Here is a 22,293-nt window from a genome sequence, read left to right on the forward strand (position 1 = left end):
TTTACATGATAGAAAGTAAAGTTGTAGATTCTATACCAACTTTGAATGAGAATGATTGTCAAATATGGTGGGCAAGAATTTCAGATTTGCAATCATGGCATTACAATTTACTAAATGATGTTGAACGGGAGAAAGCAAATTCATATCATCATTCGGCGGATCGTGCCCGTTTTATAATAGGTTGTGTAATTAGTAGATTAGTTCTAGGGAAAATTCTTTCTATTTCACCTGTTCAAGTGCCGATTGATCGAATGTGCCCAATATGTAAGTTACAACATGGCAGACCACAATTACCAGAAGGAATGCCGCAGTTATCTGTTTCACATTCAGGTGAGTGGGTTGTTGTTGCATTTACAAAGTCTGCACCTGTAGGCGTTGATGTTGAACAAATGAATCCAAATGTAGAAGTTATGAAAATGGCAGAGGGCGTATTAACAGACTTTGAAATCGCGCAAGTTATGAAATTACCTAATGAACAGAAAATAGAAGGTTTTTTAACATATTGGACTCGAAAAGAGGCAGTGTTAAAAGCGACAGGTGAAGGACTAATGATTTCACCAGAACATATTACTGTATCAGCTCCAAATGATCCTCCGAATTTGTTGGTCTTTAAGGATAGACAGGAGTTAGTAGAAAATACAATGATGGAAGATATAAGGCCAAGTGTAGATTATATGGCTTCAATTGCAATATTTAGTAAAGAAGTAACTGAAATTACACAGTTAGACGCAGTAGCGCTTTTAAATTATAAATAAGTTTAATAAAATATTTTATAGAAGAGGTGTTCCCCATGTTAGTAGCGGAAAATAGAACAAATGAATTCACTTATAATGTACAGGCAATTAAAAATATTTTATTTTCTGGAGATACATCATCTATTCATGCTTTAGAAAGGCTTTTGAATGATACAGTTCAGTTTGATGTCCTCGAACAAGAGTTACTTGATAGACAGTATATCCCGAAAGAAGCAAAGAATTTCTTTGATAAAAACGGAACATTTCTTTATCGTGTATCGAATGTTAGTTATAAAGGAAAAGTGCTATCTGAAAATCTCATTTTTGCGGACACTTCGTTTTTACCAGATACAATTAAGAGTGAATTAGAGAGTGAAAACATTCCAGTTGAAAAACTTATAGAAAAGATGGAGGTAAGAAGAAATGTATTATACGAAGGATATCAGCCATCTGGGAATATTATTGAATTGTTTGATGGATGCTCTGTTACGGCGAATGTGTATCCAACTAGAAAATATCAAATTGTAAGTAATTGCAAATGTATATTTTATATTTGTGAAGTGTATCATGCAGAGAATATAAAAAATCTGCTTAAATAAGAAATAAACAAAAAACCAGCCATTTTATAGGCTGGTTTCTTGTTTATTTAACAGCTTCTTTTAACTCTTTACCTGCTTTAAATGCTGGAACTTTACCAGCAGCGATTTGGATTTCTTCGCCAGTTTGGGGATTACGCCCTGTACGAGCTGATCTTTCGCGCACTTCAAAAGTTCCAAAGCCGATTAATTGAACTTTATCACCAGATTGTAATGCAGTAGCAATTGTGTCAAATACGGATTGTACAGCTGCAGAAGCGTCTTTTTGAGAAATATCAGCTGATTGTGCTACGTTTTTAATTAATTCTGTTTTGTTCATGTTTTCACCTCATAAAAAAATTTTTGGAATGAATGTTTTAGTATAATAGATAGTAAAGATAAAGCTATCACTATGATTAGAAAGAATACTATATAATTATGTTAATTTCGTTGCAAGAGACTGAATCCCTTCTATTATTTAGGGATTAATTAAGAATCGATGTGTATAAAAAGCTTTAGTATGAGGATGAGGGGGAGTATACGAATGATTTTTCGTGAAAAAAATGAGAAAGAAAGTATATTAATTCGTCAACATAATCATGGTTTTTTAGCTGGAGAGATTGCAAAGCATATAAAAGAAGACTTTTTTGAAGGTAAAACATATGTAAAAGAAACAGTTGATGCAATATATGAGCATGACAGAGGATGGATAGAGCTAGATAAAGTACCAATTTTAAATGATGCTAAAAATATTCCATATACATTTATGGATTGTCCAAGCCCATTACGTTTTGTTTTTTATACGATTGGTTTGAATGAAATTGAAAATTCTAATCCATACGGGGCATTGCTTTGCAGTAAACATTTTTTATCATTTCCACTAAACGAGGAAGATGAAGAGATGATGTCATTTTATAAACATGAATTAGAACGGCAAAAAAGAATTTTGAAAACGTTAACAAAGGAACAGTTTGCGATGTTTGATAAACATTATAGATTATTAAAGTTTTGTGATGAACTTTCTTTATACGTATGTATGAATAAGCCTGGTGTAAAAAAGAAAGATGAAATTGATTTATTTAAAGATGGTTTTGAAGGAACAGAAATGTTTAATAGTAAGGATGAGAAACTTATTCAAGCTGAATGGGTGGACGAGGAAACAATTCGGATTACACCATTTCCATTTCAAACGGAATTTCATACGTATGTAAAATATAAAACGATAAATAAACATGAAATGAAAGAAAAAGGGATTGCAAAGGTTGATAGAGAATCGGAAACGAAGAAACAAATTATTCGTTTCATACAATAGGGAGGTAATATAAATTGAAAGATTATATATTAAAACAGTTTGATTACCACGCTTGGGCTAATACTAGATTATTCAATCGATTAAAAGAGTTACCAAACTATGAGACAATTTTTAATGAGCAGATACCGAGTGTATTCCCATCCATTAAGGATACTTTTGTTCATATTTATATTACAGATCAAGTGTGGTTACACATATTGCATGGTAAAAGTATGAATGAAGCAATACAAGACCGAGAAAATTTACGAAAACAAATTGAAACTAAATCGTTACATGAATTAGAAAAAATGTTTGAAAACATGGCAAATCAATATAAAGACTTTTTAATTACAATACAAGATGTGAATGCTGTATTTGTTATTGAGAACCCATATGCAGGGGCATTAGAAACTTCAATTTTAGAGTTAGTACAACATGTCGTAAATCATGGTACATATCATAGAGGAAATATAACAGCGATGATCCGTCAACTTGGTCATTCGTCGACAATGATGGATTTTGTACTGTATTTACATATGGTTAAAAAGCAGGGAGAGTAATATAGTTTGTAAGAAGGAGAGGCTTTAATTATAGAAGTCTCTCCTTCTATTTTATTCCGCATTCATGGTAGATCGACTGATTAAAGTTTTCTTAAGAAGCTTTATTTTCTTGTAATTGCTTAGCGTATTGTACAGCCTTAAATGCATTGACTCTACCATTTTTCCAGTACGTACCTGTACCACTAATTTTATCAGAAGTTGACTCAATAATTTGGCGGATTTGTGTATTGCTATATCCTTGATTTGCTAAAAGGGCAGCGACTCCTGCAACATGAGGTGTTGCCATAGATGTACCACTTAATGATTGATACGTGCTTCCTTTATATGTGGAATATATATTTGAACCTGGTGCTGCAACATCTACCCAGCTACCATAAGTAGAAAATGAAGATTTCTTATCTGCTTGATCTGTAGAAGCAACTGCAATCACTTCGCTGTAATAAGCAGGGTAATTAGCTTTTGTATTTCCAGCATTTCCAGCAGCTGCAACTATAACAGAGCCTTTATTCCATGCATATTGAACGGCTTGTTGTAATGCAGTACCACCATTTGGAGCTCCTAAACTTAAACTAATTACTTTTGCACCCGAATCAGCAGCTTCTCGAATACCTTGCGCTACAGCATCAAGAGTACCACTTCCTTGATTATCTAATACGCGGACAGCATAAATTGAAGTTTGTGGGGCAACACCAGCAATTCCGACACTATTATTCGTAAGTGCTCCAGTAATTCCAGCACAATGCGTACCATGACCATTACCATCATCAGATGTATTGTCATTATCAACATAATCATGCCCGTAAATTACTTTTGAAGCCAAATCAGGATGTGAGCCTTGAACTCCTGTATCAATAATAGCTACTTTTACACCAGGATCACTTCGTTGGCTATCCCAAGCTTGTGGAGCTTGAATTTTTTGTAATCCGTATTGATTATTAAAATATGGGTCGTTTGGAGTCCAAAAGGCATGAACGTAATAATTCGGTTCTGCATATTCTACATCTGGATTATTTTTATAACTCTTTATTTTTTCTTTTACAGTACCTTTTGAAAATTGAACGACTTCAAAACCTAATTTATCATCTTTAGATAAGACATTAGCTCCGACAGATTTATGAAAAGATTGCACATTACTTAAAGCTGCATTTTGCTTGAACTTAACGATTAATTGGTTAGGAACGTAATCAGTAGATGATGTTTCAGCGCTTGAAGTATTCGTGTTAAAGAAGAAACCACCAATGATAAATGATAAAACTGATAGGAAAACAATGATTTTGTTTTTCAAAAGATTTTTCCTCCCTTTTCTTGGATGAGTTTTTCAGCGACACTTTAATGTCGCATCCCTTTTCAACTATATAGTTAGACCATACGATTTATGACATTTATGTGAAAAACTTTTGGAGGAATAAAAAGGAGTAAACATTGATATAAATATATTTTTAATGATAGTAATTAAGTAAAAGAGGGGATAAAAAAAGGAATGCTCATCATGTATGAGTCATTCCTGTTTTCATAGATTAACTTGCCTGTTTTTTATTATTTTCTTTCAATTTCTCTGCTTGTAAAAAGCGATTCGTTTCAGCAACAACTATGCCACTTAAACCAATTAGCCCTATTAAGTTTGGAATCGCCATAAGTCCATTTGCAATATCAGCAAATGTCCATACAATACCTAGTTTTAAATTAGCCCCAACAGCAATCATGACGATAAAGATTGCTTTATAATATTTAACAGCACCTTCTCCAAATAAATAAGCCACGCATTTCTCGCCGTAATACGACCATCCTAAAATAGTAGAGTAGGCAAATAATATAATTGCGATACCAAGAATCATACTACCAGCAGTGCCAAATACAGATTGGAACGCAAGTGTTGTTGCTTCAACGCCGGTTTTTCCTGACTTCCATGCACCTGTAGTAATTAATACTAGCCCTGTAATGGTACATACAATAAACGTATCTAGAAAAGTACCAGTCATAGAAACTAAAGCTTGCTTTGCAGGTGAATCAGTTTTTGCGGCAGCTGCGGCAATAGGGGCACTCCCTAAACCAGCTTCGTTCGCAAATACACCGCGCGCCATTCCGATTTGAATAGCTGATGCAACTGTTGCGCCAATAAAACCACCAGCAGCTGCAGTACCAGTAAATGCGCCAGAAAAAATAAGTGAGAATGCTTCTGGAATTTGATCATAGTGATAGAAAATAATAATAAGACCAGCATTGATATAAAAGAAAGCTTTAATAGGAACGATATATCCTGTCACTTTCCCAATTTTTTTCACACCGCCTAAAATAACAATAGCGATTAAAAACGACATGAATATACCAGTTAGAGCAGGAGGGAAAGAGAAATTAATTCGCATTGCCTCTGCAACTGAGTTAGATTGCACCATATTACCGATACCGAAAGAAGCAGTTGTACCGAATATGGCGAATAAAACAGCAAGCCATTTCTTACCTAAACCACGTTCTAAATAGTACATTGGTCCACCTGAATATTCACCATTTTCATTACTAACACGGTATTTCACCGCAAGAATTGCTTCAGCATACTTTGTTGCCATACCGAACAACGCAGTAATCCACATCCAAAAGATTGCACCGGGTCCACCGATTGTCACCGCAGTTGCAACACCGGCTATATTTCCCATACCAATCGTTGCTGCCATAGCTGTCATAAGTGCTTGGAAGTGGCTAATATCTCCAGAGGAAGATGTATCTTCTGATTTTTTAAATGCTAGTTTGTGAGCGTATAATAGTTTACTAAACTGTAAACCCTTTAAACGCACTGTGAGAATGATACCAGTACCAACGAGTAACAACAACGTTGGTAATCCCCACACATAGTGATTGATTTGTTCTAATACTGTACTTACTGTTTCCATCTGTATTCTCCTTTTTTAGAAAAAATAAAAACCACTTCAAGTAAATGAAATGGTCTCTGGAGAAACAAGGGATAGAAAAATAAACCGATACAAATCGGCTTTTTCTTTCGCTTGTCTCTGTCCTTTTACCTGAGAGATTATCCGCTATAGTAGCGGATTTGCTCCTTCGGTGCTCGTTTTCCTCCGCGCTACATAAAGCGAGAGGGAGTCTCTCCAGAGATTCGTCCCCATGCAGTTCTACTTGTAACCAAGACCTGAGAGTTTCAAAGTTGATTCAGCAACTTTTTGCCCCGTCGGTAGATCAATAGACCTTCTCCTGAATGGTTCATCCGAATTATAAAATTTATAAAAATATTGATTGTAAATCAATAAAAATATTATAGTCAGTCAAAATGTGAATTGCAATCTTTTTTTATTTTAAAATAATAACTAGTTTCAAATATTTCAATGGCTATGTTATTAGTTGGCTTATTTGCACTCATATATTTGGACAAAGAATCTAAAATTGAAGATTTTCCAGTACCAATGTCAGCAATCCATATTAACGATGATAAGGAAGCAGATTATAAATACATAAGTGTAATACCTATTACAAAGGCAAGTGGATGGGAGAATTCAGGGGAAAATGGGCATACTGTTAGTTTCAAAAAAGGGGAGAGGAATGTAACTGTAATACATTATCCGAGAGAACTAGCGTATTATTTATTTGAGCAAAAGGTGAATAAGGGAGATAAGATAAAGATGTAATTCGTTACGGATTACATCTTTTCTTTTGATTCTGAATTATTTGAAATATAATCAGATAGATGGTTTGATATATGTAGTAATAAATATGATTCGTTCTATATGTAGATAAGGAGCACTGAAGAGACTATAAAAATATTATGTAAACTAAAGGTTGTAAGTGGAAGATAAATTATATCCTAAGGAGGAACTAAAAATGTTACTAAAAACAATATACTGTAAGGTAGAAGAAGAGAAAAAAGAGTTATTTTCAATGGCACAAGAAAAATGGCGTGATATACAGCATTTAGATGGATTTCATGGACAATTGGGTGGATGGAATGAAGATGAGGCATGTGTATTTACTTTATGGGAAGATCAAAATGCATATCAATCATTTATGAATGGTGCTCACGATACCATTTATGTAAATAGTAATCAAAAGGATACGTTTCTTTCATGTGAAATTGAATTATTTCAAACGTTGTATGATATAAATGATTTGCCTTTGAAAGACGTTGTTAAAGAAGGATCATTCGTAAGAGTTGCTATATGTGATGTAATGGGGGGAATGGAAAAGCAGTTTTTACATAAACAAGAAACAATTTGGAATAAAGGGATGGAAAAAGCAAAAGGGATGCTAGCTGGAGTTATTGGGAAATCTTTAAAAACTGGAAATCGTTACATAGTGTTAACTTATTGGAAAGATGAAATGGCACATCAAAATTATGTAGAAGAGATTCTCCCTGAGCTGTATAAACTAGCTAATATTCATGAGGATTTAGAAAATATAAGAGGTAAACAAGCTGTATGTAAGGAAGAGTGGTTTGTATATTAAGTGTACAAAACGTGCATAAATGAATGTATAATAAAGATATTTTCTTATAAACGAGTAATTAATAGAAGACGTTATATACCCTTTCATGTTAATATATTTAAGTTATAATAGAAGGCTTACCCTTTTGTATTGTACGGTAGAAGCAGTGTGAGCTTGAATTTTTTTTAGAAAAGGATGTGCCTAATTTGCGTATCAATAAATTTATTAGTGAAGCTGGAAAAGCGTCTCGACGTGGAGCAGATAAATTAATTAATGAGAGAAGAGTAATTATTAACGGTAAGGTTGCAAAAATTGGTGACCAAGTAAATCCAGGTGATGATGTGCGCGTAAATGGAGAGCAACTTCGTATTGCTCGAGATCACGTATATATTGCTTTAAATAAACCAGTAGGTATTACATGTACGAGTGAAAAAGCTGTAAAAGGTAACATTATCGATTTAGTGAACCATCCTTTACGAATTAGCCATATTGGACGTCTTGATAAAGACTCAGACGGTTTAATTTTGTTAACGAATGATGGTGATATCGTTAATGAAATTTTACGTGCTGAAAACAAACATGAGAAAGAATATATCGTTTCAGTAGATAAGCCAATTACACCTGATTTCTTAGAAAAAATGGCAGCTGGTGTGAAAATTTTAGGAACAAAAACGCTTCCTTGTGAGATCACACAGTTATCAAAATATGAGTTCAACATTATTTTAACGCAAGGGCTAAATCGCCAAATTCGTCGTATGTGTGAAGCTTTAGGTTATCAAGTATACACGTTAAAACGTACGAGAATTATGAATATTGAATTGAATAATTTACCTGTGGGACAGTGGAGAGATTTATCGAAGAAAGAGAAACGACGTCTATTTTCAGACTTAAATTACGAACCACAAGATTGGTAAAATTGAGAAAGGGAAACCAAAAATCTATTTTTGGTTTCTTTTTTATTTAATAAAAAATCTTTTTTTAACACTTGCAAAAATAAAATGAATAAGATATAGTAAATAACAATAAATGGATGTACTTATAAAAGCAAAGAAAAGGACACGAGTTATTTTATCCGGTTATACAGAGAAGGAAGGAAAGCTGAGAACTTCCTAACGCAGAAAAATAACTTACCACCTTAGAGCTGCACTAGGGAAATTAAGTATCTAGTGCCGTGTAAGCGACGTTATCGCAAAAGAAGCCATTATGTTTTTTGTGATGGGAATCTGGGTGGAACCACGAATATAAGCATATTCGTCCCTAATTTTTAGGGATGAATATGCTTTTTTGCATTCAATTTCATAATAAGCGAAGAAAAGGACACGAGTTATTTTACCCGGTTATACAGAGAAGGAAGGAAAGCTGAGAACTTCCTAACGCAGAAAAATAACTTACCACCTTAGAGCTGCACTAGGGAAATTAAGTATCTAGTGCCGTGTAAACGACGTTACCGTAAAAGAAGCCATTATGTTTTTTGTGATGGGAATCTGGGTGGAACCACGGGTAAAAGCACACTCGTCCCTATTTTAGGGATGAGTGTGCTTTTTATTATGAAATGGAGAGATGAAAAATGAAAGAACAGATGATTGAAATTAAATTTCCAGATGGTAGTCTTAAAGAATTTGTCAAAGGAATTACTTTAGAAGAAATTGCTGGATCCATTAGCAGTAGTTTAAAAAAGAAAGCAGTCGAGGGGAAAGTAAATGATCAGTTATTTGATTTACGCCGAAACATTGAAAATAATGCGAAAGTAGAAATCATTACTCTAGATTCAGACGAAGGGGCAGAGATTGCAAGGCATTCCGCGGCACATATTTTAGCGCAAGCTGTAAAGAGAATGTATGGTAATGTAAACCTTGGTGTAGGGCCTGTTATTGAAAATGGATTTTATTATGATATGGATCTTCCGAGTAGTGTGAACGTAGAAGATTTACCGAAAATCGAAAAAGAAATGAAAAAAATTATAAATGAAAATGTAAAAATAGAACGAGTTGAAGTCTCAAGAGAAGAGGCGAAAAAACTGTTTCAAGAAATGAATGATCACCTGAAATTAGAATTGTTAGAAGCAATTCCTAGTGAGGAAAGTGTAACACTATATAAACAAGGTGAATTTGTAGATTTATGTAGAGGACCACATTTACCGTCAACAGGCTATTTGAAAGCCTTCCAATTAACTCACGTTTCTGGTGCATATTGGCGAGGTGATAGTAACAATCAAGTGCTTCAGCGTATATATGGCGTTGCGTTCTCTTCTCAAAAAGAATTAGAAGAGTATTTACATTTCGTTGAAGAAGCAGCAAAAAGAAATCATCGTAAGCTAGGTAGTGAGCTAGAGTTATTTATGTTTTCAGAAGAGGCTCCGGGAATGCCATTTTATTTACCGAAAGGACAGATTATCCGAAATGAATTAGAAGCATTTTTAAGAGAAATTCAAAAAGAGTATAAGTATCAAGAAGTACGTACTCCGTTTATGATGAACCAAGAATTATGGGAGAAATCAGGGCACTGGGGACATTACAAGGATAACATGTATTTCTCAGAGGTAGACAATAAAAGCTTTGCATTAAAACCGATGAATTGTCCTGGTCATATGCTAATGTTTAAAAATAAATTACACTCTTATCGCGAATTGCCAATTCGTATGTGTGAGTTCGGTCAAGTACACCGACACGAATTTAGCGGGGCATTAAACGGATTATTAAGAGTACGTACTTTCTGCCAAGATGATGCTCATTTATTTGTAACTCCAGAACAAATTGAAGATGAAATTAAATCCGTAATGGCGCAAATTGATTACGTTTATAAAACTTTTGGATTCGAATATGAAGTAGAACTTTCTACTCGTCCAGAAGATTCAATGGGTGATGATAAGTTATGGGAGCAAGCAGAAGCAGCATTAGAAAATGTATTACATTCATTGAATTATAAATATAGACTAAATGAAGGTGACGGTGCATTTTACGGACCGAAAATAGATTTTCATATTAAAGACGCTTTAAATAGAAGTCATCAGTGCGGAACAATTCAGCTAGATTTCCAAATGCCAGAGAAGTTTGATTTAAATTATATAGATGAGAAGAATGAAAAGAAAAGACCAGTTGTCATTCACCGAGCAGTATTAGGATCTTTAGATCGTTTCTTAGCAATATTAATTGAGCACTTTGGAGGTGCGTTCCCGGCATGGGTAGCACCAGTTCAAGTGAAAGTCATTCCAGTTTCGAATGCAGTCCATGTACAATATGCAGATGAAGTTGCAGATAAATTAGCACAAGCTGGTGCTCGTGTGGAACGAGATGTTCGAGATGAAAAGTTAGGATATAAAATAAGAGAAGCACAAATGCAAAAAGTTCCTTATGTTCTTGTTATTGGGGATAAGGAAATGGAGAACGGATCTGTAAATGTACGTAAATATGGGGAAGAAAAATCAGATGTAATTGAACTAGATATGTTTGTGGAAAGTATGAAAGAGGAAATAAATAATCGGAAATAAAGTTTTAAAAAACACACACCAATTCAAAATGGTGTGTGTTTTTTTACCTTACAAAAATGTAAGGTAAATGTAAGCGAAATCGAAGGAACGAGTTGTAGAAAAGTGAGAATATGAAATAGGAAAAAGGTTTACATAACTCATGTAATCTTTTCTGATTGAAAAATTAAAAAATTCTTAAGGATTTACATGAGAAAAAGATAAGAAATATGTGAGAAATTAATTGTATACAAAAGGGATGGAGTGAAAGAGATGTCAACAAATGTAGTTACTGTAGAAAGTGTAGAAAAAACGTATGGGAAAAGAAATGAGAATCAGTCAAAGGCATTAAGGGGTGTGTCATTAAGTATTAAAGAAGGGGAGTTTGTCGGGATCATGGGTCCTTCTGGATCTGGAAAAACGACTTTACTTAATGTGATTAGTACATTAGATCAAGCAACGGGTGGCAGTGTGACAATAGCTGGTACAAATATTACTTCTATGAAGGGGAATGCATTATCAGATTTTCGATCTCAAAAATTAGGGTTCATCTTTCAAGATTTTAACTTACTAGAAAACTTATCAATTTATGAAAATATCGCTTTACCGCTTTCTCTGCAAGGCGTACCTTCAAGTGAGATTACTGGAAAGGTGAATGAGGTTGCGAAGAAATTAGGGATTACTGAAATTTTAACGAAATATCCAACTGCTGTTTCTGGTGGACAAAAGCAAAGAACAGCGGCAGCACGAGCTTTAGTACATAATCCAGCAATCGTATTAGCAGATGAACCGACAGGAGCGCTTGATAGTAAAAATGCAAAAAGCCTATTAGAAGCAATGCAAGATTTACATGAAAATCACAATGTAAGTATTTTAATGGTAACGCATGATGCATTTAGTGCGAGTTATTGTGAACGTATTTTATTTATTCAAGATGGTCTTCTTTATAAAGAGTTAAAGCGCCAAGGAACGCGGGAAAGTTTCTATCAAGATATTTTAGGTGTGCTCGCTCATATGGGCTCAGCTGCTGAGTCTAAGTAGGGGGGCGAGACTATGTTATTCAAATTATCACGTCATAGTATGAAAAAGATGTTAAAAGATTATATGGTTTTACTTATTGGTCTCGTTATTAGTATTAGTATCTTCTACATGTTCCAAACGATGGCGATGAATAGTGAATTTACGAAGGATAATAGTCTTATTAGTAGTATTAGACTCGTATTCTGGGTAGGGGCAATACTATTATCTTTCATTACTGTATTTTATATTATATATGCCAATTCTTTCTTACTCACATTAAGAAGAAAAGAACTTGGAATGTACATGATGCTCGGTGCGAAAAAGAAAAAAGTAGCACAGTTATTATTTATTGAAACATTCGGTATGGGTATTGTCAGTATTATTATTGGGATCTTAGTAGGGATGTTACTTGCAAGTGTAGCAGGAAACTTTTTAATGAATGGTATGGAAATTTCAGCAAAAGGTAGTTATTCATCTGTATATACACCAGCAATTTTAGTTACAGCTATTTTCTTCTTAATACTATTTTTTATTACTGGTTTGATGAATAGCATCCGGTTATTACGTAAAACAGAACTAGAGTTGATTCGTGAAGATGAAACACTAGATGAAGTGAAGAAAAGTAAAACTCGCATTATTGTAATGACTGTACTTGGTGTATTACTAGTAAGTACAGGATACTACTTTATGATAAATATAAAAATGTTTGCTGAAATCGGTTTTATAATAGCGACAATCGTTACAACACTTGGAACATATTTTATCTTTAGTTCATTGCTCCCATTTTTTGTGATGAAAATTAAAGGGAATAAAAAACGAAATGAAATGGGCTTAAATAGTTTTACATATGCACAGCTACGCTTTCGTGTAAATAGTTTATCGAGAGTATTAGGTACGGTAGCGATGTTAATTGCATTAGGCGCAGGTGCGATGACGGCAGGGATGGCATTTCAAAAAAATGTCGGTATTATGACAGACTTTTCTCGTGTATATGATGTCGTAATTCATGATCCAAATGATCAAGATACAGCGGCCTTAAAAGAAATGGAGATTGTGGAAGAAAGCAAGTATAAGTATAAAGTAGATGGAGAAGCGGTGTATTATTTACGTAACGACTTAACTGCGAAACCACCACTCGTTTCCGATCACTTTGATACAAAAACTTTAAAAGAGCCTGCTCGTAAACGTGTGGCTGAGCCTTTAACTGAACCTGTTTATTCTGCTTTGGAAGCTCCCGAAGCAGCCAATAAATTTCCTCGTATGCCAAGGGATTGGGAAGATGCGGTTGTAAGAGAAATACAAATTACACATAATCAATTTAACGGAAAACCTGTAAGAATTGCTGATGAAGAACACTACAAAGCCGTTCAAGGAACGGAACATAGTGTAACATTAGCAAAAGTAGACGATATGAAAAAATATAAACCGTTGTTGCTCGATATAGATAAGAGACAAAAAGAATTAATTGAAAAAACAACAGGCGCAAAAGTAGAACTGTATACAAAAATGACAATTTATCAGTTTATGAACAGTTTCATGAGTGGAACAATGTTTATGGGATTCTTCCTCGGAATTGCCTTTTTAGCAATGATGGCAAGTTCGCTTATGTTCAAAATATTAACAGGTGCTTCTCGTGATGTACGCCGTTATGAAATGTTACGAAAAATCGGTGTAAGACGTAGTATGTTAACGAAAAGTATTTATAAAGAGATTTCATATTTATTTATCTTCCCAGCAATTATTGGAATTTCCCACGTGTTAGTAGGGCTTAACTTATTCAGTTTTATATTAGTTGACCCGTTTGTAAAAGTGTGGGTGCCAATAGGAATCTTCTTAGTCATTTATTTCATCTATTACTGGATTACTGTTCAACTTTATAAAGGTATGGTAATGCCGAAAGAAGAAGTAGCGAAATAGTTTAAGAAAAGAGTCCTTGTTTAGAAAACAAGGGCTTTTTTATTTATAATACATTGTGACCAAACCTTCCTATTATTAGCGTATTGAAAATTAAGAAAATATTAAGGGTTTTTATAGCTGAAAGTTAAGAAGTGTATCCGAATTTTAGAGAATTAAAAAAGTTAGCGAGACGTAAAAAATCTCAGCAACATATCATTACATGAAGCGAAGTTAAATAAAAAGACTCTTGTATAAAAGACAAGAGTCTTTTTATCATGTTCTCTATATAGAAGGAAAAGATTGGATAATAGTCGAAAAATATAATATAACTTCCGAGAAATGACTAGAATAATAAAATTTTGTCGAGAGAAAGGATACGAAGGATGAAAGAAATGCTACAGTTATTTCGCAACAAAGTGTATGCACGTTTTTTTCTAGCAAATATTTTAGAACGACTCGGTTCTATGATTGCTGGAGTTTCTTTAATGTTTTACTTGCTTGATCAATACGGAAAACAACCAGTTTACGCAACGATGACACAAATTATGATGGCATTACCTGCATTAATCTTTTTTCTATTAGTAGGGACAGTAGTGGATCGTTTTGATAGACAGCGTATTTGTACGGTAAGTAATATATGTTGTTCGCTCTGTAATATCGGAATTCTAATTTCGCTTTATTACGGGATGATTATACTCGTCTTTATATTTTTATTTTTGGAAAATGCATGTATACAATTTTTCTCTCCATCAGAACAGTCGATGATACAGGGAGTAGTTGAATCAGACCAGTACGGTGCAGCAGCAGGTGTGAATCAAATGGTAAATAGTTTATATGCTTTGTTTGGTGTAGGAATTGCAACGATGGTGTATTGGACTTTTGGAATATACGGGAGCATTTTAGTAAATACGCTCACTTTTATTATGAGTGGTATTTTGATTCAAACGATCTCCATTTCAGAAAAAGTTCGTTTACCAAATGGTAGAACAAAATGGAAAGAAGTTAATTTGAAGATGTTAATAACAGAGTTTCAAGAAGGGATCAAGTATATATATCAAAATGACACTTTAAAAAAATTACTTTTAGGATTTATCGTATTTGGACTATTAAATGGTATTTTAAGTGTATCCACTACTTACATATTAAAATACAAATTAGCACCAGCAACGTATGAAAGTTTAGCGATGGTGGGCGGTGTAGTGGGAGGGATTTCATTACTAATTGGAAGCATAGTAGCAACGAGTATAGGTAAGAAATATGCACCAAAATCTATTATTGTTTTTGGTATGGCAGGCTCAGGAGTCTTCTTCGGTATGTGTTACTTTGTAAATTACGTATGGTCTTTTTATGTATGTATCGCTTTTGCGACTTTCTTTTTACCGTTTATTAATGTTGCAATCATGGGCTGGATGTATGAAATTGTAGAAGAATCATTCATGGGACGTGTTCAAAGTTTACTTAGTCCATTAACGACAGGATTCCAGCTGTTATCTCTCGGTGCGATAGCGATGTTGTTCCCGAAATGGATTCGTGCAGATACATTGTATATTATTTTATTTGGTTTATTATTTTTTGTTACGTGTTTATATCAAGCCATTTTACCTAGTGGGAAGAAACGCGTGCAAAGTATAGCTGAAGAGATGTAATATATGTGGTTTTTGATTTCTGAATATTCTATCGGATGGTAAGGAGAAATTGTTATGTTGATGCGAATTGCTAAGTGGTGTGGCGTCACTTGTTTACAACTAGTAGCTGCAATTTTATGTATAATCTGCCTAGGTGCGCTACCGCGTTTATTTAAGGGATTGCAAATTGATTTAATCGGTTTTTGGAACACGATTGTATTTCTCGGAGGAAAGTTATTGCAACCGAGTGAAATAACATATGGATTTCGAGACTCAAGAAAATTATTTCCGCAAATATGGATTCATTATTTTGAAACGATGATTGTATTTTTATCAGCTTTTTTACTATCTTTGCTTATAGCGTATATACTTGTCGTTTGGGTATTGCAGCGTTCTCATATAAAACAGAAAATGTGGAACGGGGTTTTTCTTACGCTTGAGAGTATACCAGATATATTACTTATTTTATTATCACAACTTCTTGTCGTAATTATGTTTCAAAAAACAGGATTTATGCCGATCAAACTGGCTGGATTAGGGGAAGAAAGGATACGTTTGTTACCGATTATATGTCTTACAATACCGACAACATTATTGTTTATTAAACTTTTGTTATTACGATTTAAAGAAGAATTAGAGAAGGAATATAGTTTGTTTGCCAAGAGTAAAGGGCTAAGCTTACGGCATATTTTGACACATCATATTTCAAGAAATGTTTTATTGACGACAATTTATTATGCGAAAACAAATATTTTATTTATGCTTTCCAATTTATATATTATTGAATGGATATTTAATACATATGGTATGTTTGTATTTGTAAAAGAAAATTCTAAATTAGAAATATTTACAGTGAGTCTAGTAATATTATACGTACCGCTTTTTATACTATTTCGTATATTACATACGCTTTTACAAAATGTTATAAAGGAGCGTGTGTAACATGTGGCAAGTTGTAAAAAGAGATGTGAGATTTTGGATAGGTATTACTTTTTTGAGTGTACTAATGATTGTTAGTATTGGATATACGGTGTTTTTTGATGGGAATATTCGTGAACTTACGATGATGTATAACGAAAAAGGGGAACTAGAGGCAGCACCATTTTCGCCATCAAGTACATTTTGGTTTGGAAGTGATGTGAAAGGTCGTGACCTTGTTCAATTAATAATAGAAGGTGCAAAATGGACAGTTGGAGCGAGTATAATTATAGCGATTTTACGAGTTATAGTGGGAGGGGGAATTGGTTTACTTCTTGGTATGTATGGTAAACGTTCTTTTCCAGTTATTTCATCCTTTTTTGATCCTTTTAGTATTGTACCGATGGTTATGATTTCTTATTTTATGTTAAATGAAGTTTTAACGTTTGATAGTGGAGCGGAAGTTGTGCCGTTATATTTGCGTGTGGCATTTCAAATTATAGTACTTGTATGCTTTGCTGTACCAACGGTGATGTTGTATGTAGCGCAAGAAGTAAAGCGTATTAAGAAAGAAGAATTTATGTTGGCAGCTACTGTGCTCGGCGGAAGTAAGTGGCATAGGTTGAAGCGCCATATATGGCCGCATATGTTACCATCATTTCTTTTATTAGTAGCGCAACAATTTGTAAGTACTTTATTACTACTTTTACACCTTGGTTTATTGCAATTATTTTTTGGTGGAACAATAACCTTCAGTGGAATGGATCCAGATAGTGTAACAAAGGAATGGACGGGTCTAATTGGTCAAAACTTCCGCCATTTAACTACACATACGTGGATTGTACTTATACCAATTGCTTTTTATAGTATGACAATTTTAGCTGGAAATCTAGTTAGTAATAGTATGCAAGATGCGATTAAACTAGGAAATGTAAAAATGCCTAAGAGCAAGGATAAAGAAGTAAAGGAAGAGAAACGAGTACAAACACAAACTAATGTGAATGATTTTTCTTTTTATAGAGAAATACAAAAATAAAAAAGATAGCTGAAGACAAATCGTTTTCAGCTATCTTTTTGTTTATAGTGGAGGTAAATCAATCTTACCTTCTTCAAACAATTCTTTTATCATATGCTTCGTATAACCAGCGGCTTGACCAAAGGTGATTTTTGCTGGCATTGGTGCTTCGTTTGCATCTACAACTACATCAATAATACACGGTCTATTTTGCTTTACCGCACTTTCGAAAGCAGGAAGTAGTTCATCTACATTCTCAACACGGTATCCAATACCTCCGCACGCCTCTGCGTATTTTGCAAAATCAGGGTTTGTTAAGTCTGTACCAAATTCGATATTCCCCATAACTTCTTGTTCGAATTTAATCATGGCGATCTTATTATTATTTAGAACGACAACAACGATGGGCAGTTTATATTTAACAGCTGTTACGAAATCGTTCATTGTCATTCCGAAACCACCATCACCACAAACAGCAAATACTTGTTTATCTGGGAAAGCAATTTTTCCAGCAAGGGCACCAGGTAAACCACAGCCAAGTGTTGCGAGCCAGCTAGAAATGATAAATTGTTGGTTTGTCATACGGAAGTGTCTTGCAGTCCATACTGTTACATTTCCGACATCGACTGATAATATTGCATCATCATGAGCCACTTGTTGCAGTGCATGCATAACGCGTTGTGGCTTAATTGGAGTAGAAGAATCGTCTTCTTGATTGTGTAATTTTTCTTCCCACTTTTTCATCATTTCTTGATGATGCACTAAGAAGGAATGGTCCTCGTGTTTTTCTACATTTTCAATTAACCATTTTAATGTTTTATCAGCATCACCGGCTAAGCCTATATCTGTGGCATAACGTTTTCCGATTTGGGCAGGATCTGTATCGATATGGATTGTTTTTGCTTTTTCAGGTAAGAAACCAGTGAACGGATAAGAAGTACCAACCATAATTAAAGTATCCGCATGTTTCATTGCTTCATAAGAAGGTTTCGTTCCAATTAATCCTAATCCACCGATGCAAAGTGGATGTTCATCAGGAATAATGCCTTTAGCTGGTAATGTAAGTACGATTGGAGCACCAATGTGTTCTGCGAATGTAAGTAAGGATTCTCTTGCATGTTTCGCACCTTTTCCAGCTAAAATAACAGGCTTTTTCGCTTCAGTTATTGCGATTTTCGCTTCATCTAAATCTTCATTTTGTGGAAATAACTCAGGCGAAGTAAAAGAAGTATTTGTAACACGGGCACCATTTTTCACTTCGAATTTCGGGACATCATCTGGAATCGTAAGAACAGATACACCTTTTTTCGTATAAGCCATTCTAATTGCTTGATTCACGACAGCTGGTAGCTGTTCTGCTGACATAATGCGTTGGTTATAAACCGCAACATCATCGAACAATCTTTCTAAGTTTACTTCTTGGAAAAAATCCGTCCCGAGTAAATCGGTTTCTACTTGACCTGAAATTGCTAGTACAGGAGCCTTGTCGAGTTTGGCATCATATAAACCGTTTAATAAATGAATAGCACCTGGCCCTGCAATTGCCATGCAAACACCAAGTTTTCCTGTTAATTTTGCATAAGCAGCAGCTGCTAATGCACCAGCTTCTTCATGGCGAACTTGAATGAATTTAATTTTATCTTGTTTTTTTCTTAAAGCTTCAATGATAGAATTGATAGAATCTCCAGGCATACCGTATATGTGTTCTACTCCCCAGTCAATTAATAAATCAACTAATGCTTCACCAGCTGTTTTCCCAAACATAATTGTTCCTCCTTATAATAGGTAGATAATATTATGTTTTGGATAAAAAGGGAAAATATACAAAAAAGAAAATTTATCCCACTATTTTCGAGCCAAGAAGCAATGTGGGATGAACAAAAGTTTTACTTTAGTAACTTTAATGATGACCAGCGAATAAAGCGAACACTGTTATTAGTAAAAAACCACTAGTTGCCCACGTTAGAAATGTCAGGAAAGAGAGCTGTTTCTTAGCTTTCCACAGCATTTCATGAATTGTGACATATCCAAGTGAACCAATAGCGCTTCCCATAATGAGTCCTTGTAAATGAAGAGCTTTTCCTTCCATCAAAATGCCAAAAACAGTACCTGTACCGAGAATAAGTGAAAGTAATAAAGTCGTTAATAAAAAGGAAATATATTTATGCTTTGTAAAGAGAAAGGGGATAATTAATGCTAAACCTTCTGGAATATGGTGAACGACAATTGCTATTAAAAACGGAATGGCAGAGTCATTATGATTTATAAAAGCTGTACCTAACGCAAATCCACTCGGTATATTATGAATAAATATAGCGAAAGAGAGAAAAAGGAAGGTTTGCCATGCTTGTCGATCTTTTTTATGGATCATTGGGTGATGACAATAGTTATCTAATAAGCTCATAACTAAAATACCGATGGCTATACCAAGTATAGGCCCAATCATTTCATAGCTTGAAAATGTTTCAGGAATAATTTCAAGTGATAATAACCCGAATAAAATACCGCCACATAATGCGTATAAACGATGCATTTTTTCCTCAATTAGCTGGCGCGTAGCAATGCCAACAGCACCGCCTAATAGTAATCCACCGAATGAAAAAAACGTAACAATCATTGGAATCCATAATCGTTCCATCGTATCACACTCCGATTCTTCCACTTATTTTTAGCTTACGAAAAGGGAAGTTAGATTAGTCCAAGTAATTGTGTTTGATTATGGAGAAAAAACTGATAATTCGTTATAATTTATATATTAAATTTAAGCGGAAAATGAAATGGGGAATAAGTTTGCATACAAAATGGAGTCTATCCGAATACGAAAATCCAAAACGATATGATATAGAAAATAAAAGTTTGTCAGATTTTCCGTTCTTACTATCATGGGCGCAAAAACTAAATATACAAAATGAATGGGTTTTAGACATTGCCTGCGGAACAGGAAGAGTTACACTTCCATTCATAGAAAACGGATATCAAATGATTGGTGTAGATATACATGAAGGCATGCTTGCTGAAGCGAAGAGAAAATCTAGGGAGTATAAAAAAGTAAAATGGCTACAACAAGACTGCTTACAATTAAAGATTGAAGAAACGATTCCATTAGCATTTATGGTTGGCCATGGATTTCAGCATTTTCTTACGAATACAGATCAAAATAAGTTATTAACATCTATTCATCACGTATTAGCTGACAATGGTATATTCATATTCGATACACGTTTTCCTTCAAAAGAAGAATTAATACAACCATCCACAGAAGAATATTGGACCACTGTTAATGATGAAAAGGGCAGAAAATGTGATCTATATACTGAAATGATATATGATTCAATTCAACAAATACAACACTACATAACAACAAGAAGGTTTTATAAAAATGATGTGCTAGTGGAGGAACTGAAAACAACGATAGATCTTCGATATACGTATCCGCAGGAGTTAGAAAGATTACTAGCAGGGAATGGTTTTGAATTATTACATATATATAATGATTGGGAAGGGAACGAATTAGGGGAAGATTGCTACTCAATGGTGGTTGTTTGTCGGAAGAAATAATAGTGATATTATAAAAATAGGAGTGTAAAAACTTTTAAGGAGAGAAAAAATGTCTTGGTACTTAGATAATGTTTATGAATTAAATAAAGAAGCTCCATATACATTCTACCTTCCTAGCTCAAACATTTTAGGGGAATTAAAGGTTGGAGATTTAGTAAAGTTAATTTTTGTAACTAAAAGCGAAGAAGATGATGGATTTCATGGTGAAAGAATGTGGGTTGCAATCACTGAAATGAATGAGGGGGGATTTATAGGGAAGCTCGACAATGAACCGTATCGCTTAGATTTAAAAATAGGTGACAAAATTTCATTTGGAATTGAAAATATATGTGATACGGAATATGATGATCCAGCTTCAAGTGATTGGGACTTTTATTTTGATACGAAAGTAATTGTTAGTAATGATGTACTTGAAAAAAGAGAATTTAACTTTATGCTTAAAGAGGATTCAAGAGAAGAAGGTGACTCTGGTTGGTCAATATTAAGTGGCTATGAAAGTGATGACTATGTAAATGATCCTAAAAACTTTCAAATTATTTCAATTGGAGTCATATTGAATATAGATGATTCTATTTTAAAATTTCTTGAGGAACCACCTTTATGTGCATATGAAAGAAATGATAAAGGTAGATTCTATAAGATTGAAGACTATGATTGGGATGCGTATTTAAATGGATAGAAGAATTTACTACGTTGTAAAGAAAAGTACATTTTGTTTCGGAATCATATTAACGTTATTTTTAAGTGGATGTATCAGTTTTAGTAAAGAAACGACAGATACAATTTACGTAATTCCTGAAGAATACGAAGGGGATTTAATTGTACTATATAACGTACCTGGTGCGGAGCCGTTACAGGAAGAAGATGGATTTAGTGTTGTTACTTTCTCAGCTGACGGTATTGCTGTGACATCTACACAAAATATGAAATATGGTACAGTGAATGATATATATTACACAGTAAATAAAGAAGGGAAGCGTACGAAGCTTGGTTCTAGCTGTATACGCCTTGTCGCAACTGGAAGTAGAACCGAAAATTCGTGGGAATTCCCGCTTGCAAACTTAGAAGTAACTCGTACAGCATGTTCTAAAGAATTTTCAGCAAATGGTAGAGAGGTACCAGAGAACCAAGAACATCCTGCTGAAAAGAAGATGAGAGATTTAATGCAGCATGTCCAAGAACAGTATATGAAAAAAGTGAAATAGTTAGTATA

At 34.2% G+C, this 22,293-nt stretch carries 21 protein-coding genes, 1 riboswitch and 2 other annotated features; of the genes, 16 read left to right on the forward strand and 5 right to left on the reverse strand.

From position 1 onward, the window contains the following. The first annotated feature begins 5 nt into the window (after nt 1–5). Together sfp and KZZ19_RS11195 are read left to right on the forward strand one after the other, a co-directional pair. Nucleotides 6–755, forward strand: coding sequence for a 4'-phosphopantetheinyl transferase Sfp (gene sfp, locus KZZ19_RS11190; protein ID WP_237981075.1), 750 nt, complete (start codon nt 6–8; stop codon nt 753–755). Between the two features lie 35 nt (nt 756–790). Next, on the forward strand, nt 791–1,333 hold the full coding sequence (locus tag KZZ19_RS11195; RefSeq protein WP_237981076.1) for a chorismate pyruvate-lyase family protein: 543 nt from the start codon (nt 791–793) through the stop codon (nt 1,331–1,333). A gap of 43 nt (nt 1,334–1,376) precedes the next feature. Here KZZ19_RS11195 and KZZ19_RS11200 read toward each other — a convergent pair whose 3' ends face one another. Then, entirely contained in the window at nt 1,377–1,649 is a 273-nt protein-coding gene (locus KZZ19_RS11200) for an HU family DNA-binding protein (RefSeq protein ID WP_001043907.1), read from the reverse strand. A gap of 204 nt (nt 1,650–1,853) precedes the next feature. Here KZZ19_RS11200 and KZZ19_RS11205 point away from each other — a divergent pair, with 204 nt between their 5' ends. After that, nucleotides 1,854–2,621 (forward strand): DUF3891 family protein, encoded by a 768-nt coding sequence (locus tag KZZ19_RS11205; protein WP_098342551.1) that lies wholly within the window; start codon nt 1,854–1,856, stop codon nt 2,619–2,621. Nucleotides 2,622–2,635: 14 nt separating this feature from the next. Beyond that, nucleotides 2,636–3,160: a DinB family protein gene (locus KZZ19_RS11210; protein WP_237981077.1), complete on the forward strand. Its 525-nt coding sequence runs from the start codon at nt 2,636–2,638 to the stop codon at nt 3,158–3,160. Between the two features lie 91 nt (nt 3,161–3,251). Here the strand turns inward: KZZ19_RS11210 and KZZ19_RS11215 are convergent, their stop codons facing one another. Both KZZ19_RS11215 and KZZ19_RS11220 read right to left on the reverse strand, forming a co-directional pair. Then, complete coding sequence (locus KZZ19_RS11215; protein WP_237981078.1) at nt 3,252–4,445, reverse strand: S8 family peptidase; 1,194 nt, start codon at nt 4,443–4,445, stop codon at nt 3,252–3,254. Between the two features lie 232 nt (nt 4,446–4,677). Continuing rightward, nucleotides 4,678–6,045, reverse strand: coding sequence for an alanine/glycine:cation symporter family protein (locus KZZ19_RS11220; protein ID WP_237981079.1), 1,368 nt, complete (start codon nt 6,043–6,045; stop codon nt 4,678–4,680). Between the two features lie 107 nt (nt 6,046–6,152). Continuing rightward, nucleotides 6,153–6,272, reverse strand: a riboswitch (glycine riboswitch). A 220-nt stretch (nt 6,273–6,492) separates the two neighbouring features. On the opposite strand from KZZ19_RS11220, the gene KZZ19_RS11225 reads away from it, so the two are divergent. The 9 genes from KZZ19_RS11225 to KZZ19_RS11265 all read left to right on the forward strand — a co-directional run bounded on the left by KZZ19_RS11225 (nt 6,493) and on the right by KZZ19_RS11265 (nt 17,543). Next, on the forward strand, nt 6,493–6,792 hold the full coding sequence (locus tag KZZ19_RS11225; protein WP_237981080.1) for a hypothetical protein: 300 nt from the start codon (nt 6,493–6,495) through the stop codon (nt 6,790–6,792). Nucleotides 6,793–6,985: 193 nt separating this feature from the next. Beyond that, on the forward strand, nt 6,986–7,606 hold the full coding sequence (locus tag KZZ19_RS11230) for a YdbC family protein (RefSeq protein ID WP_088096385.1): 621 nt from the start codon (nt 6,986–6,988) through the stop codon (nt 7,604–7,606). Between the two features lie 185 nt (nt 7,607–7,791). Continuing rightward, the gene (locus tag KZZ19_RS11235) at nt 7,792–8,499 is read left to right on the forward strand and encodes a pseudouridine synthase (protein ID WP_001222159.1); all 708 of its coding nucleotides are present in this window, start codon (nt 7,792–7,794) and stop codon (nt 8,497–8,499) included. Nucleotides 8,500–8,623: 124 nt separating this feature from the next. Next, nucleotides 8,624–8,847: a binding site (T-box leader), on the forward strand. Between the two features lie 37 nt (nt 8,848–8,884). Beyond that, nucleotides 8,885–9,108: a binding site (T-box leader), on the forward strand. A 44-nt stretch (nt 9,109–9,152) separates the two neighbouring features. Then, nucleotides 9,153–11,072: a threonine--tRNA ligase gene (thrS, locus tag KZZ19_RS11240; protein ID WP_237981081.1), complete on the forward strand. Its 1,920-nt coding sequence runs from the start codon at nt 9,153–9,155 to the stop codon at nt 11,070–11,072. Nucleotides 11,073–11,321: 249 nt separating this feature from the next. Further along, complete coding sequence (locus tag KZZ19_RS11245; protein WP_000106430.1) at nt 11,322–12,089, forward strand: ABC transporter ATP-binding protein; 768 nt, start codon at nt 11,322–11,324, stop codon at nt 12,087–12,089. Between the two features lie 12 nt (nt 12,090–12,101). After that, nucleotides 12,102–13,985, forward strand: coding sequence for an FtsX-like permease family protein (locus tag KZZ19_RS11250; protein WP_088096387.1), 1,884 nt, complete (start codon nt 12,102–12,104; stop codon nt 13,983–13,985). Between the two features lie 353 nt (nt 13,986–14,338). Further along, nucleotides 14,339–15,610 carry an MFS transporter gene (locus KZZ19_RS11255; RefSeq protein WP_400787589.1) on the forward strand — a complete coding sequence of 424 codons (1,272 nt, stop codon included), beginning with the start codon at nt 14,339–14,341 and terminating at the stop codon, nt 15,608–15,610. A gap of 54 nt (nt 15,611–15,664) precedes the next feature. Further along, on the forward strand, nt 15,665–16,531 hold the full coding sequence (locus KZZ19_RS11260; RefSeq protein ID WP_237981083.1) for an ABC transporter permease subunit: 867 nt from the start codon (nt 15,665–15,667) through the stop codon (nt 16,529–16,531). Between the two features lies 1 nt (nt 16,532). Beyond that, entirely contained in the window at nt 16,533–17,543 is a 1,011-nt protein-coding gene (locus KZZ19_RS11265) for an ABC transporter permease subunit (protein ID WP_237981084.1), read from the forward strand. Nucleotides 17,544–17,585: 42 nt separating this feature from the next. Here KZZ19_RS11265 and KZZ19_RS11270 read toward each other — a convergent pair whose 3' ends face one another. Further along, on the reverse strand, nt 17,586–19,286 hold the full coding sequence (locus KZZ19_RS11270; protein WP_237981085.1) for a pyruvate oxidase: 1,701 nt from the start codon (nt 19,284–19,286) through the stop codon (nt 17,586–17,588). 136 nt (nt 19,287–19,422) lie between these two features. Next, complete coding sequence (locus KZZ19_RS11275; protein ID WP_237981086.1) at nt 19,423–20,160, reverse strand: ZIP family metal transporter; 738 nt, start codon at nt 20,158–20,160, stop codon at nt 19,423–19,425. 134 nt (nt 20,161–20,294) lie between these two features. Between KZZ19_RS11275 and KZZ19_RS11280 the strand changes: the two genes are divergently transcribed. The 3 genes from KZZ19_RS11280 to KZZ19_RS11290 are packed head-to-tail and all read left to right on the forward strand — an operon-like array spanning nt 20,295 to nt 22,285. After that, a complete protein-coding gene (locus tag KZZ19_RS11280; RefSeq protein ID WP_237981145.1) occupies nt 20,295–21,080 on the forward strand; it encodes a class I SAM-dependent methyltransferase in 786 nt (261 codons plus the stop codon). 49 nt (nt 21,081–21,129) lie between these two features. After that, nucleotides 21,130–21,759, forward strand: coding sequence for an immunity protein Imm33 domain-containing protein (locus KZZ19_RS11285; protein ID WP_237981087.1), 630 nt, complete (start codon nt 21,130–21,132; stop codon nt 21,757–21,759). Then, nucleotides 21,752–22,285 (forward strand): DUF6843 domain-containing protein, encoded by a 534-nt coding sequence (locus KZZ19_RS11290; RefSeq protein WP_237981088.1) that lies wholly within the window; start codon nt 21,752–21,754, stop codon nt 22,283–22,285. Before KZZ19_RS11285 ends, KZZ19_RS11290 begins: the two co-directional genes overlap by 8 nt. The last annotated feature ends 8 nt before the right edge of the window (nt 22,286–22,293 follow it).

It is taken from the genome of Bacillus thuringiensis (assembly GCF_022095615.2).
GTDB classification, from domain to species: Bacteria; Bacillota; Bacilli; order Bacillales; family Bacillaceae_G; genus Bacillus_A; species Bacillus_A cereus_AG.

What these genes read in the sequence shown, in the direction of transcription:
- sfp (WP_237981075.1), top strand. Translation starts at nt 6, where the DNA reads ATGATAGAAAGTAAAGTTGTAGATTCTATACCAACTTTGAATGAGAAT.
- KZZ19_RS11195 (WP_237981076.1), top strand. Translation starts at nt 791, where the DNA reads ATGTTAGTAGCGGAAAATAGAACAAATGAATTCACTTATAATGTACAG.
- KZZ19_RS11200 (WP_001043907.1), bottom strand. Translation starts at nt 1,649, where the DNA reads ATGAACAAAACAGAATTAATTAAAAACGTAGCACAATCAGCTGATATT.
- KZZ19_RS11205 (WP_098342551.1), top strand. Translation starts at nt 1,854, where the DNA reads ATGATTTTTCGTGAAAAAAATGAGAAAGAAAGTATATTAATTCGTCAA.
- KZZ19_RS11220 (WP_237981079.1), bottom strand. Translation starts at nt 6,045, where the DNA reads ATGGAAACAGTAAGTACAGTATTAGAACAAATCAATCACTATGTGTGG.
- KZZ19_RS11225 (WP_237981080.1), top strand. Translation starts at nt 6,493, where the DNA reads ATGGCTATGTTATTAGTTGGCTTATTTGCACTCATATATTTGGACAAA.
- KZZ19_RS11230 (WP_088096385.1), top strand. Translation starts at nt 6,986, where the DNA reads ATGTTACTAAAAACAATATACTGTAAGGTAGAAGAAGAGAAAAAAGAG.
- thrS (WP_237981081.1), top strand. Translation starts at nt 9,153, where the DNA reads ATGAAAGAACAGATGATTGAAATTAAATTTCCAGATGGTAGTCTTAAA.
- KZZ19_RS11245 (WP_000106430.1), top strand. Translation starts at nt 11,322, where the DNA reads ATGTCAACAAATGTAGTTACTGTAGAAAGTGTAGAAAAAACGTATGGG.
- KZZ19_RS11250 (WP_088096387.1), top strand. Translation starts at nt 12,102, where the DNA reads ATGTTATTCAAATTATCACGTCATAGTATGAAAAAGATGTTAAAAGAT.
- KZZ19_RS11260 (WP_237981083.1), top strand. Translation starts at nt 15,665, where the DNA reads ATGTTGATGCGAATTGCTAAGTGGTGTGGCGTCACTTGTTTACAACTA.
- KZZ19_RS11265 (WP_237981084.1), top strand. Translation starts at nt 16,533, where the DNA reads ATGTGGCAAGTTGTAAAAAGAGATGTGAGATTTTGGATAGGTATTACT.
- KZZ19_RS11270 (WP_237981085.1), bottom strand. Translation starts at nt 19,286, where the DNA reads ATGTTTGGGAAAACAGCTGGTGAAGCATTAGTTGATTTATTAATTGAC.
- KZZ19_RS11275 (WP_237981086.1), bottom strand. Translation starts at nt 20,160, where the DNA reads ATGGAACGATTATGGATTCCAATGATTGTTACGTTTTTTTCATTCGGT.
- KZZ19_RS11280 (WP_237981145.1), top strand. Translation starts at nt 20,295, where the DNA reads ATGAAATGGGGAATAAGTTTGCATACAAAATGGAGTCTATCCGAATAC.
- KZZ19_RS11285 (WP_237981087.1), top strand. Translation starts at nt 21,130, where the DNA reads ATGTCTTGGTACTTAGATAATGTTTATGAATTAAATAAAGAAGCTCCA.
- KZZ19_RS11290 (WP_237981088.1), top strand. Translation starts at nt 21,752, where the DNA reads ATGGATAGAAGAATTTACTACGTTGTAAAGAAAAGTACATTTTGTTTC.